Source organism: Pseudomonas sp. B21-012 (assembly GCF_024749305.1).
Taxonomy (GTDB): Bacteria; Pseudomonadota; Gammaproteobacteria; order Pseudomonadales; family Pseudomonadaceae; genus Aquipseudomonas.
Genome location: NZ_CP087197.1, coordinates 2,434,042 through 2,449,899 on the forward strand (window position 1 = coordinate 2,434,042; position 15,858 = coordinate 2,449,899).

A 15,858-nucleotide genomic window follows, 5' to 3' on the forward strand; every position below is an offset into this window, starting at 1 on the left:
GAAGGTCGTCCTTTTGCGGGTCAGGAGCGACAGGTTAACCAGCAGTGATTTGGCCGGCTTGAGCAAAACGGTCAATAATGATCGCCAATCGGCCACGGACTTGCCCCATGTACAATGTCTCGATCAATCTGCTCGATGCTACGCCCCGCGCCGTGGTTGCCATTGGTACAGATTATCCCGACGGCTTCCTGCTGGCGCGCCATCGCCATCGTCGCGCGCAACTGCTCTATGGTGCCACCGGAGTGATGCAGGTGCGCACGTCGGCCGGCGACTGGGTCGTGCCGCCGCAACGGGCGGTGTGGATTGCCCCGGGGGTGGAGCATGAGGTGCTGATGCTCGGCGTCAGTACCCGCAGCCTGTACATCGAAGCCGATGCGCTGATGTTGACGGGCGAGTGCCAGGTGCTGGAGGTTTCAGCGCTGATGCGCCAGTTGTTGCTGGCGGCGGTGGAGATGGACCTGGAGTACGACCAGCAGGGCAGGGACGGGGCGCTGGTCAACCTGCTGCTGCATGAGCTGAGGGCCGCGGCCAGCCTGCCGTTCCACATACCGCTGCCGCGTGACCCGGCGCTGCTCATGCGTTGCCAGGCTTTTTTGCGCACGCCTGATGTGCACCAGTCACCCGCGCATTGGGCGGGTGAACTGCATGTCAGCCTGCGCACTTTCGGGCGCTGGTTTCGCGCCGAAACCGGGATGAGCTTCAGCCAGTGGCGCCAGCGTGCCTGTGTGCTGCTGGCCCTGGCGCGGCTGGCCCAGGGCGAAGCGATCACGCGAATTGCCCTGGACCTTGGCTACGACAGCCCGGCGGCGTTTTCCAGCATGTTCCGCCGCACCCTCGGGCAGACGCCGCGCAGCCTGCGCGATCAGTAGTGGATGCTATCGGCGACGCCACGCAAGTCATCCACCGAAGTCTTCAGGCCGGCAATCCTGCCCAGCACTTCAACGGCATCGGCCTGGTGGACGGAATGCTGCAGGTACAACACATGCCCGCGCAGGTCGCGTGAGACCCGCTCAAGATCGGCTGCGGTCGCTTGCAAATCGTCGTGTATGGCTTTCATTCGTAAGTCTGCGGCCACGCGTCGTTCCCTCGAGGTAGGTGGCAGGTCTTAAGTGCGGGGCGACTATAGAGCAATTGACTCCTTGCTGTCATTGCGCCACTGTGGGTTTCATGTTGGATCCAATAGAGGCAAGGGAACGTGGCCAAGCACGCCGCAGCTGAAACCGTCACCGGCAAACCGCGCGTCAAATGGTACTGGCGCGTGCTGTTCGCCAAGGTCTGGCTGGCTGCCGCGTTTTTGTTCCTGAGCCTGCTGGGGGCGGGGGTCTTGCTGCTGATGACCAGCGCCGACAGCAGCCTTGATGCCAGCCAGCGCTGGCTGGCGCTAACCGCCGGTATCGGTGTACTGGCGACCTGTGCCTACCTGGGCCAGCTGGCGTTGCCGCGTCGGCGGTTGGCAGTGGCGCAAGAATCCGACTAAGTTTTAGACCAGCGCAGGGAATCGCTTGCAGCGTATGCTGTCATATCCAGACAAGCCATCTACGGCTTCGTGGGGCAGCCATGGTCTCATCCGACTCCGAACTTCATGTGATGCACGCCAGTCGCTTCGAGCAACTGGTGCAAACCGTGGTTGACTACGCTATCTACATGCTCGACCTCGAAGGCCATGTGGTGTCCTGGAACGCAGGCGCCCAGCGGATCAAGGGCTATCGCGCCGAAGAAGTCATCGGCAAGCATTTCTCGATGTTCTTCACCCCCGAGGACTGTGCTGACGGCAAGCCGGCCCGGCTGCTTGAACGGGCTTTGAGCACCGGTGGCGCCCAGGATGAAGGCTGGCGCCAGCGCAAGGATGGCACGCTGTTCTGGGCGCTGGTGGCGCTGGATGTGATCAAGTCGCCGGACGGCGAGGTGGTCGGGCTGGCGAAGATCACCCGCGACATCACCGACCGCCGTGACGCGGCGCTGCAACTCGATGAGGTCCGTGCCCAGCTGTTCCAGTCGCAAAAGCTCGAAGCCCTCGGCCAGCTGACCGGGGGCATGGCCCACGACTTCAACAACCTTTTGACCATCATCATCGGCTCGGCGCGCCTGGCCCTCAACAGCCGCGACCCGCAGCGCACCCGGCGCTTGCTCGAACACATCCTTGACGCTGGCGAGCGTGGCAGCCAGATGACCCAGCAGTTGCTCAGTTTCGCCCGTCACAAGGCGCTGAAGTTCGGCCGCATCAAGGTACCGGATCTGGTCGAATCGACACGCCTGCTGCTTGGCCAGACCTTGCCTGTCTCGGTGGAGTTGCAGGTGCTGCTGGCCGATGAACTGTGGGATGTCGAAGTCGACGCCGGGCAGTTGCAGATGGTCTTGCTCAACCTGATCTTCAATGCCCGCGATGCCATCGACGGCGAGGGGACGATCACCATGCAGGCGCGCAACTGCGAGCTGCAGGGGCGCCCCGACGGCTTGCTCGGGCGCTTTGTCTGCATCAGTGTCAGCGACACCGGCCGGGGTATCGACAGCAAGATACTACCGCGCATCTTCGAGCCTTTTTTCACCACCAAGAGTTTTGGCAAGGGCACCGGCCTGGGCCTGAGCCAGGTCTATGGTTTTGCCAAGCAGAGCAACGGCACGGTCAGCGTCAGCAGTGAAGCGGGCAAGGGCACCTGCATGAGTGTCTACCTGCCGGTCTACACCGCCAACCCCGACCCTGAACGCGGAGGTGCATAGCATCGTGGAACAACTCAAACGCCTGGCCACCGGCATTCCCGGTCTCGACGATCTGCTCAAGGGTGGGCTGGTGGTCGGTGCTTCCTATATCGTCCAGGGCCGGCCTGGCTCGGGCAAGACCATCCTCGCCAACCAGCTGGCCTTCAATCACGTCAGCCAGGGTGGGCGCGTGCTGGTGGCGACGCTACTGAGCGAATCCCACGAGCGTTTGTTCCAGTATCTGTCGACCTTGAGCTTTTTCGACCCCGGCAAAATTGGCGCGCAGCTGCAGTTCGTCAGCGCCTTCGACACCCTCGAGCAAGAGGGCCTGGATGAAGTGGTAAAACTGCTGCGCGGCGAAATCAGCCGCCACCAGGCCAGCCTGCTGATCGTCGACGGCCTGCTCAATGCCCGCTCGCGCGCGGAAACGCCGCTGGACACCAAGAAATTCATCGCCGAGCTGCATGGTCATGCCGCCTTCGCCGGTTGCACCGTGCTGTTCTTGACCAGCTCGCGGCTGGAGGACGGCAGCCCCGAACACACCATGGTCGATGGCGTCATCGAGCTGGGTGACGAGCTGCTGGGCAGCCGCTCGGTGCGCCGGATCCAGCTGCGCAAGACCCGCGGCAGTGGCGCATTGTCGGGTATTCACGAATGCGAAATCACCGAACACGGCCTGCAGGTTTACCCGCGCCTGGAGTCACTGTACAGCCACCCCAGCGGGCACGGCATGGGCGAACTGATGCGCATTCCCAGCGGCGTGCCGGTGTTCGACCGCCTGCTCGGCGGCGGCCTGCCGGCCGCCTCGGTGACCCTGGTGATGGGCCCCTCGGGCATCGGCAAGACTTCACTGGGCGTGAGCTTTCTCGGTGCGGCAACAGCGGCAGAACCCGGCCTGCATTTCGGCTTTTATGAAACCCCGCAGCGCCTGCGTCTCAAGGCCGGCGCCCTGGGCTACGACTTCGCCGCCATGGAGCGCGCCGGGGCCTTGCACATTGCCTGGCAACCGACCACCGAAGGTGTGCTTGATGATGTCGGCATGCGTTTGTTGCGCCTGGTCGAGCAGCACAGCATCAAGCGCGTGCTGATCGACAGCCTCGGCGCGTTCACCCGCCTGGCCAGCAACCCGACGCGCCTGAATGAGTTCTTCCGCGCCCTGACCGGCGAGCTGCGGGCCCGTGACGTCAGCGTCCTGGCCACTTGGGAGATGCGCGATATCTTCGGCTCGGAAATCAACGCGCCAGCACCGGACCTTTCGAGCATTGTCGACAACCTGCTGTTGATGCGCTTTGTCGAGATGGACTCGGAGCTCAAGCGCTTGCTGTCGATCCTCAAGGTGCGCGACAGCTATTACGACCCGGCCCTGCTGGAGCTGATCATCAGCGACCATGGCATTGACCTGCAAAAAGCCTTTACCCAGGCCACGGGGGTGATGTCCGGCACGCCTTCGCAGGTGCCTGGATCATGAGGCCGGGGGTGGCAACGGCATGAGCACCATTCTGGTCGTCGACGACGAGTACCTGATCGCCAATATCCTCGGCTGGGCCCTGGAAGACGAAGGTTTCGACGTGGAGCTGGCCGGCAATGGGCAGAAGGCCCTGGACGTATTGAAAGGCAAGCGGGTGGAGTTGGTGATCACCGATTACATGATGCCGGTGATGGATGGCGAGGCGTTGGCCGTCAGTATTCGTGCAGAGCCACTCTTGCAAGGCTTGCCGATCATACTGATGAGCGGGGCGCAGGCTCACAAGGGGCGGGACAATCCCGGGCTGTTCGCCGCCGTGTTCGACAAACCCTTCGACATCGAGCAACTGATTGCCAAAGTGAAGGAACTGGTCGATACGCCCGAGGCGCCTTGAGGCCTGTGACTGCAACCGGGCGGGTTGCCAGTGTCAGGATCAAGCGCATCCGTGCGGCTTGAGTCGGTTGGGGGCTGCTTAGTGCTCGTCGCCTCCTTTTTCCGGTGCCGGGCTACCGGCCTGAATGCGTTTGAAAATCTCTTCGCGGTGCACCTGAACATCTTTCGGTGCATCGATGCCGATCCTCACTTGCATCCCTTTGACGCCCAGAATGGTGACTTTGATGTCATCGTTGATGACGATGCTTTCGCCAACCTTGCGGGTGAGTATCAGCATGTATATCTCCTTGGTAACGTAAGTTGCCTTGCGGGCGCGGCCCGCAGAAGCCGGGATCACACAGGGGTGCATCCCTCTTTCCCTTCATTAAAGACGCTTTCGGCGGATATTAATTCCCCCGAACACAGATTCTGTAGTGAGTCTTTAGTCGCAGGTGCCGATTGGCTGGATGAGCACTCCGAAGCAGCGAGTGCTGCCCGTACCCGCAAGCATAGGGGGGTTGAAGGAATATGGGAAATTTCTCTGCATGATACCCAAGGTGGGTTTCGCTGAATGGCTTTTCAAGGGGCCGCCAGGTTTTGCAGAAACAGCGCCAGGGCCACTTCCTCGGCCTCCAGCCCCTTGCGCGTGCGCGCCCGTGGCAGCTTGGCCAGCTCGCCGAGGGTGAAATGCTCGAACAGCGCCGGGTGGATGTAGCAGCGCCGGCACACCGCTGGGGTGTTGCCCAGGCGGCTGGCGACCTGCCTGACGGTCTCGACGATCTGACGTTTGGCCTCCTGCTCCGGTTGCCATTCAAGCTGGCGCAACAGGCTCAGGGCCAGGGCGCTGCCGGCCCAGGTGCGGTAATCCTTGGCGGTGAAGTCGCTGCCGGTCAGCTCCTGCAGGTAGGCGTTGACGTCGGCTGAACCGACGCTGTGGCGCTGGCCCTGGTCATCCTGGTACTGGAACAGGTCCTGGCCGGGCAGGTCCATGCAGCGTTTGATCAGGTTGGCCAGGCGCCGGTTCTTCACCGTCACCTGATGCTCGATACCGCTCTTGCCGCGAAACTGAAAGCGGATGGCGCTGCCGTCGACCTTGACGTGACGGGTGCGCAGGGTGGTCAGCCCGTAAGACTTGTTGTCGCGGGCGTACTGGCGGTTGCCGATGCGGATCAAGGTGCTGTCGAGCAGGCTCACCACCAGGGCCATGACCTTTTGCCGATCAAGCCCCGGCCGCGCCAGGTGGCTGTCCAGTTGCCGGCGCAGCTTGGGCAGCAGGCTGGCAAAGTCCAGCATGCGTGCGTACTTGTGGCTGTCGCGGTAACTGCGCCAGTCGGCATGGTAGCGGTACTGCTTGCGCCCGCGGGCATCACGGCCGGTAGCCTGCAGGTGGCCTTGCGGGTCGGCGCAGATCCACACATCGGTGTAGGCCGGGGGGATCACCAAGGCCTTGATTCGCGCGAGGGTGGCCGGATCTTTGACCCGCCCGCCTTGCCCATCGAAGTAGGCGAACTTGCCGCGCAGGCTTTTGCGCCGCAGGCCTGGCTGGCTGTCATCGACATAATGCAAGGCGGCGGGCAGGGCGGTGTCGGGCATGGCGCAGGTCCGGTTGCGGGGTTTGTACTATGGACCGCAAGCTCAACCCAACAGTGCCACCGACTTTATCTGTGCCCACAGCGACTGGCCGGCGTGCAGCTGCAGCTGGTCGGCGGAGTAGCGGGTGATGCGCGCCAGCAAGGTGGTGCCGGCGGCGTCCAGGCTGACCAGCACGTGGGCACTGTTGTCGGCCGGGCGATGGCCGCTGACGGTCACCGGCAGGCGATTGAGGATGCTCGACTGCTGGTCGGCGCCAAGGCTCAGGCTGACGTCCCGCGCCTGCACCTTCAAGCGCAGCGGCATGCCCACGGCCAGCGGTTCGTGGGCCACGCGCAATTGCAGGTGGCTGTGTGGCAGTTGCAGGCTGAGCAACTGATAGTCGCTGCTGTAGGCGCTGACCTGGCCTTCGATGATCACCCCGGCGTCGTCGCCCTGGGCCAGCGGCAGGTCGAGGCGCGCGAGGGTGGCGGCAATCGGCCCGCTGGCCTGGACCTTGCCCTGCTCAAGCAGCACCAGGTGATCGGCCAGCCGTGCCACTTCATCCTGGGCGTGGCTGACGTAGACCAGCGGAATCTCCAGCTCACTGTGCAGGCGCTCGAGGTAGGGCAGGATCTCGCGCTTGCGCGGGCCGTCGAGGGCTGCCAGCGGCTCGTCCATCAACAGCAGTTGCGGGCTGCTCAGCAGCGCCCGGGCAATGCCCACGCGCTGGGCTTCGCCGCCGGACAGGGTGGCTGGCTTGCGCTGTAGCAGGTGCTCGATGCCGAGCAGTTCGCAGGCCTGCTCGAGGCTGACCTTGCGCTGCTGGGTGGGGATGCGCTTGTAGCCGAAGGTCAGGTTGGCGCGCACCGACAGGTGCGCGAACAGGCTGGCCTCCTGGAACACGTAACCGATCGGGCGCTGGTGCGGGGCAATGAAATGTTCGCGGCGCGAGTCCTGCCAGATCTCGCCATTGACCTCGATGTAGGCTTCGGGGGGCCGTTCCAGCCCGGCCAGGCAGCGCAGGCAGGTGGTCTTGCCGGAGCCTGAATGGCCGAACAGCGCACTGATGCCGCGCCCGGGCAGTTGCAGGTCGACATCCAGGCTGAAGTCGGCGCGGTCCAGTTTCAATCGGGCGTGAATCATCGCCGCCATGCTCAGCTCCAGGCCGATTTGCCCCGGCGGCTGGAGTACAGCGCCAGCAGCACGAGGAAAGAGAATACCAGCATGGCCCCGGCCAGCCAGTGGGCCTGCAGGTATTCCATGGCTTCGACGTGGTCGAAGATCTGTACCGAAACTACGCGGGTCTTGTCGGGAATATTGCCGCCGATCATCAGCACCACGCCGAACTCGCCGACGGTATGGGCGAAGCCGAGGATGCTGGCAGTAATAAAGCCTGGCCGGGCCAGGGGCAGTACCACATGGACGAAGGTGTCCCAGGGGCTGGCGCGCAGGGTCGCGGCCACCTCCAGCGGGCGTTCGCCGATGGCGCTGAAGGCGTTTTGCAGCGGCTGTACGACGAAGGGCATGGAATAGACTACCGAACCGATCACCAGGCCGCTGAAGCTGAACACCACGGTGCCCAGCCCCAACGCCTGGGTGGTCTGGCCAATCCAGCCGTTGGGGCCCAATGCCAGCAACAGGTAAAAGCCGATCACCGTCGGTGGCAGCACCAGGGGCAGGGCCACCACCGCGCCCACCGGCCCGCGCAGCCATGAGCGCGTGCGCGCCAGCCACCAGGCGATGGGGGTACCAATCAGCAACAGAATCAGCGTGGTCAGGCTGGCCAGTTTGAAGGTCAGCCAGATGGCGCCGAGGTCGCTGGCATCCAGTGGCATCAGATTTCGTAACCGTAGGATTTGATCACGGCTGCGGCTTTCGGGCCCTTGAGGTATTCAACCAGGGCTTTGGCCGCGGCGTTGTCCTTGCCTTTGTTGAGAATCACCGCGTCCTGTTTGATCGGCTCGTGCAGGTTGGACGGCACGATCCAGGCCGAGCCGCTGCTGACCTTGCCGTCCTTGTAGATCTGCGACAGGGCGACAAAGCCCAGTTCGGCATTGCCGGTGGAGACGAACTGGTACGCCTGGGTAATGTTCTGGCCTTCGACGATCTTGCCCTTGGTGGCCTCGGTCAGCTGCAGCTTGTTCAGTACCTGGGTAGCGGCCAGGCCATAGGGCGCAGCTTTCGGGTTGGCGATCGACAGGTGCTTGAACTCATTCTTTTTCAGCACATCACCCTTGCCATCGACATAGCCGTCCTTGGCCGACCACAGTGCCAGGGTGCCAATGGCGTAGGTGAAGCGTGAGCCCTTGACGGTGTCGCCTTCGTTCTCGAGCTTTTCCGGGGTGCTGTCGTCGGCGGCAAGGAACACTTCGAACGGTGCGCCGTTCTTGATCTGCGCGTAGAACTGGCCGGTGGCGCCGTAGGCGGCCACCAGCTTGTGGCCGGTGTCCTTCTCGAAGTCCTTGGCAATCGCCTGGATCGGCGCGGTGAAGTTGGCGGCGACGGCTACCTGTACCTCATCGGCCCAGGCGCTGTTGAAGGTCATGAAGGTGGCCAGGGCGGCCAGGGCAAAACGAGGTGCGCACTTACTCATGAAAAACAGCTCCACAGGCTGAGGGGGTAATCGTTATATAGGTGAATATATAGCGAATACCCGACCAACGGGAAGTACTGCTTCAGCGTTTGAGCTGGGCGAGGGCGTTTTGTGCCAGTCTGCGGGTCAGTTCACCGGCCGCCAGGGCCTGCCCCAGACGCAGCGCCTGGCCTGCCCAGAGGTTGCTGAAATCGCTGTTGCCCTTTGGCTCGCTGATGGCCCGTAGCGGCATCAGCGCACCGCCGGCCAGGGGAAAGCGCGGTGCCAGCTCGCTCATCGGCCCCAGCTCGCGCATGATGCGCGTGTTGATACCGCGTGCCGGGCGCCCGGTGAACAGGTTGGTCAGCGCCGTGTCGCTTTCCTTGGCGCTGTGCAGCGCCTGGCGATGGGCCGCCGAGACCTTGGCCTCGGGGCAGAACAGGTAAGCGGTGCCCAGTTGCACCGCCGAAGCCCCCAGGGCCAGGGCGGCGACGATGCCGCGGTGGTCGCCAATGCCGCCTGCGGCAATCACCGGCACCTTCACAGCATCGACAATCTGCGGCACCAGCGCCAGGGTACCGACCTGGGTACCGAGGTCGCTGCTGAGGAACATCCCGCGATGACCACCGGCTTCATAGCCCATGGCGATGATCGCGTCGCAGCCGTAATCTTCCAGCCACAGCGCTTCATCCACGGTGGTGGCACTGGACAGCACCTTGGCGCCCGTGGCCTTGACCCGCTTGAGCAAACTGGCTTCGGGCAGGCCGAAGTGGAAGCTGACCACGGCCGGCTTGTAGTGCTCGACCAGCTGGCAGCTGGCGTCGTCGAAGGGCGCGCGGTTGGACACCGGTGTGGGCGCATCGAAGTCGGCGCCCAGCTCCAGGTAATACGGCTTGAGCGCCTGCTTCCAGGCCGCATCGCGGGCAGGGTCCGGCTGCGGCGGCTGGTGGCAGAAGAAGTTGAGGTTGAGCGGGCCGTTGCTGGCCTCGCTGAAGGCCTGTAGCTCGGCGCGGATCTGATCCAGGCTCAAGGTGGCACAGGGTAGCGAACCCAGGCCGCCGGCGTTGCTTACGGCAATGGCCATGGCTGAACCGGTGGAGCCGGCCATTGGCGCCTGAAGGATCGGCAGCTCGATGCCGAGCAGATCGAGGAGACGGGTGTCCGGCCATTGGCGCATGCCTGGGGTTCCTTGTGCTGAAGAGGGTGTTACAGCGCTTTGCTCACCTTGATATCAGTGATTTTCTTGGCGTCTTCGCCGTGCAATTGTTGCAGCGCTGCCTGCACGTGCTCGGGCGCATCGCTGGTCATCTGGGCGAAGTCGAAACGTTGCTCGCCATCGATCTTGTACTTGATCACGAACTTGGTGGTCTGGCTCATGGGCTTATCTCAGCTTCGACGACGAACGGCGAATGAACTTGATGGTATGGGTAAAGGTTGGCTTGGTCACGGCCGACAGGGCGCGCGGGCCGACGGTGTCGATGGTGATGTTCCAGAAGCCGGTGCTGGGCACGGTGATCTTCGCCGGGAAGTCGACGAAGGCGCCGCCGTGGTAGGTGTGACGGCCGCCGTTCTTGAAGCTGCGGAAGTTGGCGTCGTTCATCAGGCGGATATTGCAGCGCTGGGAGCAATGAATGACCACGATGTCATCCTCGTTGAGGTGCTCGCGCTGGTGTACGAATTTCATGTTGCACTCCGCATTGGATCTGTCAGCAAATCAAAACGATACCATGATGTCGGTTACACTGTCGGCCTTCGTGCCAGGCCCAGGATAAAACTGCCAATCAAGGGAGCAAAATGGTCTGCGCGAGGTCATATTCTTTTTCCGTGGTGGAGGTGTGCTTGATGAAGTGGGTCGTAGCAGCGTTGGCAGTAACGCTGGGTGGCTGTGTGAGTGTGTCGGAGCTGGAGCACAGCCCGGAAACCCTCAATGTGATTTCTGGCAAGAAACCCCAGGAATACGCGGACTGCGTGCAGCAGCAATTGACCGAGTCGCGCGGGCAACTGACCGTGGAAGAACGCCACGACGGTCTGCGCCTGGTGGTGCCGCAAAAGGTCGGCGGCGGCCCGGCGGCGCTGGTGGATATCGACAAGCGCGGTAGCGGCAGCAGCATCAAGCTGTATGAGCGCCTGAACAACTTCCCGCTGCGCCTGGGTGATGTGAAGACGGCAGCGACGCGCTGCATCTCGGGCTAAATCCTTTTTCGGCTAATCGATTCAGCTGGCATCTAGCCATCTTTCTGCGTTGTAGCTTGCGGCGTATAGGCCTACTATTCATAGGCTTATACTTATTAAGCCTAAGCTTATAACAAGAAAATGGAGTCCGTGATGATCCCACTGGATCGCATCCTGATCAGCAGCCTGCTGCTGTTTTCATTGCCTGCCGCACACGCCGTCGACGGCCAGAAAATCTTCACCCAAGGTGGCCAGAACCCGGCCGCCATGGCCTGCCTCGGTTGCCATGGCGCCGACGCCAAGGGCATTGCGCCTGCCGGCTTCCCGCGCCTGGCCGGCTTGCCTGCGGCGTACCTGAGCAAGCAGCTGCATGACTTTCAGAACGGCAGCCGCAAGCACCCGATCATGGAGCCGCTGGCCAAGGCCCTCAGCGCCGAGGAAATCCAGGCGGTGACCACAACCCTGGCGGCCATGCCCAGCGAGCCTGCCAGCGACCTTCATCGCCAGCAAATGGCTGCCGACCCGGTGCAGAAACTGGCGCTGTACGGCGACTGGAACCGCAAGATCCCCGGCTGTGTGCAGTGCCACGGCCCTGGTGGCGCCGGTGTTGGTGAGCATTTTCCGCCACTGGCCCATCAACCGGCCACCTATCTGGTTGCCCAGCTCAACGCCTGGCGCGACGGCAGCCGCAGCAACGACCCCAACCAGTTGATGGTCGGTGTGGCCAAGGCCATGACCGATGACGAAATAAAGGCCGTGGCCAACTACTTCGCCAACCCTGTCAGCCCGGAGGTCAAACCATGAAGCCGATGATTCTCGCTGCCCTGACCCTGGCCTTTGGCAGTGTCCATGCTGCGCCGATTGCCATGGAAGACCAGTCGCAACTCAAGACCCCGCCAGCTGCCGCGCCTGGCTTTACCCCGCCGGCAGAAAGCGAACTGCCCGACAACGCCTACGGCAAGATGGTCCGCGATGGCTACGCCTTGTTTGTCGACACACGCCGGCTGATGCCTGACAACGTCGGCAACGGCCTTAACTGCAGCAACTGTCACCTCGACCAGGGCCGCCTGGGCAACTCGGCGCCGCTGTGGGGCGCATATCCCATGTACCCGGCCTATCGCAAGAAAAACGACAAGGTCAACACCTTCGCCGAGCGCATCCAGGGCTGCTTTCAGTTCAGCATGAACGGCAAGCCACCGGCGGCCGACAGCCCGCAGATGACAGCCTTGTCGGTCTATGCCTACTGGCTGGCGAGCAAGGCGCCGATTGGCGTCGAGAGTGCTGGCCGCGGCTACCCGGAGGTGGCGCAATCGGCGCAAGGTTACGACTTCAAACGCGGTGAACAGGTGTACCAGGCCCAGTGCTCCATTTGCCACGGCGCCAATGGCGAAGGGCAGAAGGTAGCCGGCAACTACGTGATGCCACCATTGTGGGGCAAGGACTCCTACAACTGGGGCGCCGGCATGCACCGGATCAATACCGCCGCCTCCTTCATCAAGCACAATATGCCCTTGGGCAAGCCCGGCAGCCTGAGCGACCAGCAGGCCTGGGACGTGGCCGCTTACATCAACCGCCACGAACGGCCGCAGGACCCGCGCCTGGTCGACGGCTCGATCGAGAAGACCCGGCTGAAGTTTCACGCCAATGACGGCGTCAACCTCTATGGCCAGAAGGTCGACGGGGTGCTGGTCGGTCAGGGCATGTAGGCATCGGCTGTTTAACTGCCGGTGGTCAGCTACCGGCGCATTATTTATGCTCCCGGGGAACTATCCCCCCCGGGATTTCATCTATGATGGCATCGGCCAGCGTGGTGGGGCATTGTAAGGTGACCGCCGCCTGATTAGACTGCGCCGAATTTCGTACGCAAAGCCCTTGTTAAGGACGTATATGATCAAGAAATGCTTGTTCCCGGCAGCCGGTTACGGCACTCGCTTCCTGCCCGCTACCAAAGCCATGCCCAAGGAAATGCTGCCGGTGGTGAACAAGCCACTGATCCAGTACGGCGTTGAAGAAGCGCTGGAAGCTGGATTGAACGAAATTGCCATCGTCACCGGTCGTGGCAAGCGCGCCCTGGAAGACCACTTCGACATCAGCTATGAGCTGGAAAACCAGATCAAGGGCACCGACAAGGAAAAATACCTGGTCGGCATCCGTCGTCTGCTCGACGAGTGTTCGTTCTCCTACACCCGCCAGACCGAAATGAAAGGCCTGGGCCACGCGATCCTCACCGGCCGCCCGCTGATCGGCGACGAGCCGTTCGCCGTGGTATTGGCGGACGACCTGTGCGTCAACCTCGAAGGCGACAGCGTGCTCAAGCAGATGGTCAAGCTGTACAAACAGTACCGCTGCACCATCGTTGCCATCATGGAAGTCGACCCGCAGGAAACCAGCAAATACGGTGTGATCGCCGGCGACCTGATCGGTGACGACCTGTACCGCGTGCGCAACATGGTCGAGAAGCCAAAGCCTGAAGATGCTCCGTCGAACCTGGCGATCATCGGCCGCTACATCATGACCCCGGACATCTTCAAACTGATCGAAGAAACCGAGCCGGGCAAAGGCGGTGAAATCCAGATCACCGACGCCCTGATGAAGCAGGCCCAAGATGGCTGCGTTATTGCCTACAAGTTCAAGGGCAAGCGTTTCGACTGCGGTGGCGCCGAAGGCTACATCGAAGCGACTAACTTCTGCTTCGAGAACTTCTACAAGACTGGCAAGGCTTACTAAAGCTTCAAGCGGCAAGCTTCAAGCTGCAAGTGGATCGCGCATGGCTGCTTCTTCTTGTAGCTTGTAGCTTGATACTTGCAGCTTGAGACCCTCGAGATGACCTACGATTTTGATCTGTTCGTGATTGGTGCCGGGTCTGGCGGTGTGCGCGCTGCGCGCTTTGCCGCAGGCTTCGGTGCAAAAGTGGCGGTTGCCGAAAGCCGCTACCTGGGTGGTACCTGCGTCAACGTTGGCTGCGTGCCGAAAAAGCTGCTGGTCTACGGCGCGCATTTTGCCGATGACTTCGAGCAGGCCGCAGGCTTTGGCTGGTCGCTGGAAGATGCCCAGTTCGACTGGGGCCAGTTGATCGCCAACAAGAACCGCGAAATCGAGCGGCTCAACGGTATCTACCGCAACCTGCTGGTCAACAGCGGCGTGACCTTGCTGGAAGGCCACGCCAAACTGACGGGCGCCCATGAGGTGGAAGTCGACGGCCAGCGCTACAGCGCCGAGCACATCCTCATTGCCACCGGCGGCTGGCCGCAGGTCCCGGATATTCCGGGCAAGGAGCTGGCGATCAGCTCCAACGAGGCGTTCTACCTCAAAGACCTGCCCAAACGCGTGCTGGTGGTTGGCGGCGGTTACATCGCCGTGGAATTTGCCGGAATCTTCCAGGGCCTGGGGGCAAAAACCTCGCTGCTGTACCGCGGCGACCTGTTCCTGCGCGGCTTTGATGGCAGTGTACGCGAGCACCTCAAGGACGAGCTGGAAAAACGCGGCATGGACCTGCAGTTCAACAGCGATATCCAGCGTATCGAGCGCCAGGACGACGGCAGCCTCAAGGCTACCCTCAAGGATGGTCGCGAACTGGTGGCCGACTGCGTATTCTATGCCACTGGCCGGCGACCGATGCTCGACAACCTGGGCCTGGAAAACACCGGCGTCGAACTCGACCCGCGTGGTTTTATCCGCGTCGACGACCTGTACCAGACCACCGCGCCGTCGATCCTGGCGATTGGCGATGTGATCGGCCGTGTGCAACTGACCCCGGTGGCCCTGGCCGAAGGCATGGCTGTGGCCCGGCGCCTGTTCAAGCCCGAGCAGTACCGCCCGGTGGATTACCAGAACATCCCTACCGCCGTGTTCAGCCAGCCACCGATCGGTACCGTTGGCCTGACTGAAGAACAGGCGCTGGAGCAAGGCCACAAGGTGCAGATCTTCGAAAGCCGCTTCCGGCCGATGAAGCTTACCCTCACCGAGGTGCAGGAAAAGACCCTGATGAAGCTGGTGGTCGATGCCGACACCGACCGCGTGCTGGGTTGCCATATGGTCGGCCCGGACGCCGGCGAAATCATCCAGGGCCTGGGCATTGCCCTCAAGGCCGGGGCGACCAAGCAGCAGTTCGACGAGACCATTGGCGTGCATCCTACGGCGGCGGAAGAGTTCGTCACCTTGCGTACGCCATCGCGTTAAACGGCGTACTCCAATCGCGGGGCAAGCCCGCTCCTACTGGGCGGTAGGAGCGGGCTTGCCCCGCGATAGCTTCAAACCCTCTATTAATAGCCCCGCCTTATAGCCAAAACCAATCAACAACATGAGCTTTGCCAATGAGCATTAATCCAATGCATTGGCTACGATTCTCCCATCAGTTTTTTCAACCCCCTGAAGGAGCGTCACTCATGCCTATCATCAACAGCCAGGTTAAACCGTTCAAAGCTACCGCTTACCACCAGGGCAAGTTTGTCGAAGTCTCGGATGCCGATCTGAAAGGCAAATGGTCGGTGGTGTTCTTCTACCCGGCCGACTTCACCTTCGTCTGCCCGACCGAGCTGGGCGACCTGGCCGACAACTACGCGCAGTTCAAAGACCTGGGCGTGGAAATCTACGGCGTGTCCACCGATACCCACTTCACCCACAAAGCCTGGCACGACACTTCGGACACCATCGGCAAGATCCAGTACCCACTGATCGGTGACCCGACCCACGTCATCTCGCGCAACTTCGACGTGCTGATCGAAGAAGCCGGCATCGCTGACCGTGGCACCTTCGTGATCAACCCAGAAGGCCAGATCAAGATCGTCGAACTCAACGACGGTGGTGTCGGCCGTGACGCCAGCGAGCTGCTGCGCAAGGTCAAGGCTGCCCAGTACGTTGCCGCCCACCCAGGCGAAGTCTGCCCGGCCAAGTGGAAAGAAGGCCAAGCGACCCTGGCGCCATCGCTGGACCTGGTCGGCAAGATCTAAGACCGTGAGCCAGCCGAGGGCGATGGTCTACCGCACCTGACGTTGTCACCGCCCCGCAA

Annotated in this window: 20 protein-coding genes; 11 read left to right on the forward strand and 9 right to left on the reverse strand. The window is 62.3% G+C overall.

Features of this window, described 5'->3' with window-relative positions; genetic code table 11:
* Positions 1–107: 107 nt before the first annotated feature.
* Positions 108–869 carry a helix-turn-helix transcriptional regulator gene (locus LOY37_RS11250; protein WP_093383966.1) on the forward strand — a complete coding sequence of 254 codons (762 nt, stop codon included), beginning with the start codon at positions 108–110 and terminating at the stop codon, positions 867–869.
* Here the strand turns inward: LOY37_RS11250 and LOY37_RS11255 are convergent.
* Positions 863–1,057 (reverse strand): hypothetical protein, encoded by a 195-nt coding sequence (locus LOY37_RS11255; protein WP_045196707.1) that lies wholly within the window; start codon positions 1,055–1,057, stop codon positions 863–865. The two genes, LOY37_RS11250 and LOY37_RS11255, sit on opposite strands and share 7 nt — an antisense overlap.
* Before the next feature lie 138 nt (positions 1,058–1,195).
* On the opposite strand from LOY37_RS11255, the gene LOY37_RS11260 reads away from it, so the two are divergent.
* From LOY37_RS11260 to LOY37_RS11275, 4 genes are all read left to right on the forward strand, one after another.
* On the forward strand, positions 1,196–1,477 hold the full coding sequence (locus LOY37_RS11260) for a hypothetical protein (RefSeq protein WP_258716905.1): 282 nt from the start codon (positions 1,196–1,198) through the stop codon (positions 1,475–1,477).
* Positions 1,478–1,557: 80 nt separating this feature from the next.
* Entirely contained in the window at positions 1,558–2,718 is a 1,161-nt protein-coding gene (locus LOY37_RS11265) for a nitrogen regulation protein NR(II) (protein ID WP_045196712.1), read from the forward strand.
* Position 2,719: 1 nt separating this feature from the next.
* The gene (locus LOY37_RS11270; protein ID WP_213604439.1) at positions 2,720–4,165 is read left to right on the forward strand and encodes an ATPase domain-containing protein; all 1,446 of its coding nucleotides are present in this window, start codon (positions 2,720–2,722) and stop codon (positions 4,163–4,165) included.
* 19 nt (positions 4,166–4,184) lie between these two features.
* Entirely contained in the window at positions 4,185–4,556 is a 372-nt protein-coding gene (locus LOY37_RS11275; protein WP_045196714.1) for a response regulator, read from the forward strand.
* Between the two features lie 78 nt (positions 4,557–4,634).
* Here LOY37_RS11275 and csrA read toward each other — a convergent pair whose 3' ends face one another.
* The 8 genes from csrA to LOY37_RS11315 form a co-directional block, all read right to left on the reverse strand.
* Positions 4,635–4,832 (reverse strand): carbon storage regulator CsrA, encoded by a 198-nt coding sequence (gene csrA / locus LOY37_RS11280; RefSeq protein ID WP_010223936.1) that lies wholly within the window; start codon positions 4,830–4,832, stop codon positions 4,635–4,637.
* A gap of 281 nt (positions 4,833–5,113) precedes the next feature.
* Positions 5,114–6,127, reverse strand: a complete 1,014-nt coding sequence (locus tag LOY37_RS11285; RefSeq protein ID WP_195883789.1) for a DNA topoisomerase IB — start codon at positions 6,125–6,127, stop codon at positions 5,114–5,116.
* Between the two features lie 42 nt (positions 6,128–6,169).
* Positions 6,170–7,258 (reverse strand): molybdenum ABC transporter ATP-binding protein, encoded by a 1,089-nt coding sequence (gene modC / locus LOY37_RS11290; protein WP_258716906.1) that lies wholly within the window; start codon positions 7,256–7,258, stop codon positions 6,170–6,172.
* 2 nt (positions 7,259–7,260) lie between these two features.
* A complete protein-coding gene (gene modB, locus LOY37_RS11295; protein ID WP_045196720.1) occupies positions 7,261–7,941 on the reverse strand; it encodes a molybdate ABC transporter permease subunit in 681 nt (226 codons plus the stop codon).
* Positions 7,941–8,699, reverse strand: a complete 759-nt coding sequence (gene modA / locus LOY37_RS11300) for a molybdate ABC transporter substrate-binding protein (RefSeq protein ID WP_258716907.1) — start codon at positions 8,697–8,699, stop codon at positions 7,941–7,943. Before modA ends, modB begins: the two co-directional genes overlap by 1 nt.
* Positions 8,700–8,781: 82 nt before the next feature.
* Entirely contained in the window at positions 8,782–9,855 is a 1,074-nt protein-coding gene (locus LOY37_RS11305) for a nitronate monooxygenase family protein (protein WP_258716908.1), read from the reverse strand.
* A gap of 29 nt (positions 9,856–9,884) precedes the next feature.
* On the reverse strand, positions 9,885–10,055 hold the full coding sequence (locus LOY37_RS11310; protein WP_258610429.1) for a hypothetical protein: 171 nt from the start codon (positions 10,053–10,055) through the stop codon (positions 9,885–9,887).
* A gap of 4 nt (positions 10,056–10,059) precedes the next feature.
* The gene (locus LOY37_RS11315; RefSeq protein ID WP_038995738.1) at positions 10,060–10,362 is read right to left on the reverse strand and encodes a DUF1883 domain-containing protein; all 303 of its coding nucleotides are present in this window, start codon (positions 10,360–10,362) and stop codon (positions 10,060–10,062) included.
* Between the two features lie 158 nt (positions 10,363–10,520).
* Here LOY37_RS11315 and LOY37_RS11320 point away from each other — a divergent pair, with 158 nt between their 5' ends.
* The 6 genes from LOY37_RS11320 (at position 10,521) to ahpC (ending at position 15,799) form a co-directional block, all read left to right on the forward strand.
* Entirely contained in the window at positions 10,521–10,871 is a 351-nt protein-coding gene (locus LOY37_RS11320) for a hypothetical protein (RefSeq protein WP_093383941.1), read from the forward strand.
* Between the two features lie 132 nt (positions 10,872–11,003).
* The gene (locus tag LOY37_RS11325) at positions 11,004–11,654 is read left to right on the forward strand and encodes a cytochrome c (RefSeq protein ID WP_258610430.1); all 651 of its coding nucleotides are present in this window, start codon (positions 11,004–11,006) and stop codon (positions 11,652–11,654) included.
* On the forward strand, positions 11,651–12,556 hold the full coding sequence (locus LOY37_RS11330; RefSeq protein ID WP_093383938.1) for a c-type cytochrome: 906 nt from the start codon (positions 11,651–11,653) through the stop codon (positions 12,554–12,556). The genes LOY37_RS11325 and LOY37_RS11330 overlap by 4 nt, the downstream gene beginning before the upstream one ends.
* A 181-nt stretch (positions 12,557–12,737) precedes the next feature.
* On the forward strand, positions 12,738–13,577 hold the full coding sequence (gene galU / locus LOY37_RS11335; protein ID WP_045196734.1) for a UTP--glucose-1-phosphate uridylyltransferase GalU: 840 nt from the start codon (positions 12,738–12,740) through the stop codon (positions 13,575–13,577).
* Between the two features lie 96 nt (positions 13,578–13,673).
* Positions 13,674–15,029: a glutathione-disulfide reductase gene (gene gorA, locus LOY37_RS11340; RefSeq protein ID WP_258716909.1), complete on the forward strand. Its 1,356-nt coding sequence runs from the start codon at positions 13,674–13,676 to the stop codon at positions 15,027–15,029.
* Between the two features lie 206 nt (positions 15,030–15,235).
* A complete protein-coding gene (ahpC, locus tag LOY37_RS11345; RefSeq protein ID WP_258716910.1) occupies positions 15,236–15,799 on the forward strand; it encodes an alkyl hydroperoxide reductase subunit C in 564 nt (187 codons plus the stop codon).
* Positions 15,800–15,858 lie beyond the last annotated feature (59 nt).

Coding starts and splice junctions, on each gene's coding strand:
- LOY37_RS11310 (WP_258610429.1), bottom strand. CDS start 10,055: ATGAGCCAGACCACCAAGTTCGTGATCAAGTACAAGATCGATGGCGAG.
- modA (WP_258716907.1), bottom strand. CDS start 8,699: ATGAGTAAGTGCGCACCTCGTTTTGCCCTGGCCGCCCTGGCCACCTTC.
- modC (WP_258716906.1), bottom strand. CDS start 7,258: ATGGCGGCGATGATTCACGCCCGATTGAAACTGGACCGCGCCGACTTC.
- LOY37_RS11320 (WP_093383941.1), top strand. CDS start 10,521: ATGAAGTGGGTCGTAGCAGCGTTGGCAGTAACGCTGGGTGGCTGTGTG.
- csrA (WP_010223936.1), bottom strand. CDS start 4,832: ATGCTGATACTCACCCGCAAGGTTGGCGAAAGCATCGTCATCAACGAT.
- LOY37_RS11330 (WP_093383938.1), top strand. CDS start 11,651: ATGAAGCCGATGATTCTCGCTGCCCTGACCCTGGCCTTTGGCAGTGTC.
- LOY37_RS11275 (WP_045196714.1), top strand. CDS start 4,185: ATGAGCACCATTCTGGTCGTCGACGACGAGTACCTGATCGCCAATATC.
- LOY37_RS11325 (WP_258610430.1), top strand. CDS start 11,004: ATGATCCCACTGGATCGCATCCTGATCAGCAGCCTGCTGCTGTTTTCA.
- ahpC (WP_258716910.1), top strand. CDS start 15,236: ATGCCTATCATCAACAGCCAGGTTAAACCGTTCAAAGCTACCGCTTAC.
- LOY37_RS11265 (WP_045196712.1), top strand. CDS start 1,558: ATGGTCTCATCCGACTCCGAACTTCATGTGATGCACGCCAGTCGCTTC.
- LOY37_RS11250 (WP_093383966.1), top strand. CDS start 108: ATGTACAATGTCTCGATCAATCTGCTCGATGCTACGCCCCGCGCCGTG.
- modB (WP_045196720.1), bottom strand. CDS start 7,941: ATGCCACTGGATGCCAGCGACCTCGGCGCCATCTGGCTGACCTTCAAA.
- gorA (WP_258716909.1), top strand. CDS start 13,674: ATGACCTACGATTTTGATCTGTTCGTGATTGGTGCCGGGTCTGGCGGT.
- LOY37_RS11315 (WP_038995738.1), bottom strand. CDS start 10,362: ATGAAATTCGTACACCAGCGCGAGCACCTCAACGAGGATGACATCGTG.
- galU (WP_045196734.1), top strand. CDS start 12,738: ATGATCAAGAAATGCTTGTTCCCGGCAGCCGGTTACGGCACTCGCTTC.
- LOY37_RS11255 (WP_045196707.1), bottom strand. CDS start 1,057: ATGAAAGCCATACACGACGATTTGCAAGCGACCGCAGCCGATCTTGAG.
- LOY37_RS11305 (WP_258716908.1), bottom strand. CDS start 9,855: ATGCGCCAATGGCCGGACACCCGTCTCCTCGATCTGCTCGGCATCGAG.
- LOY37_RS11285 (WP_195883789.1), bottom strand. CDS start 6,127: ATGCCCGACACCGCCCTGCCCGCCGCCTTGCATTATGTCGATGACAGC.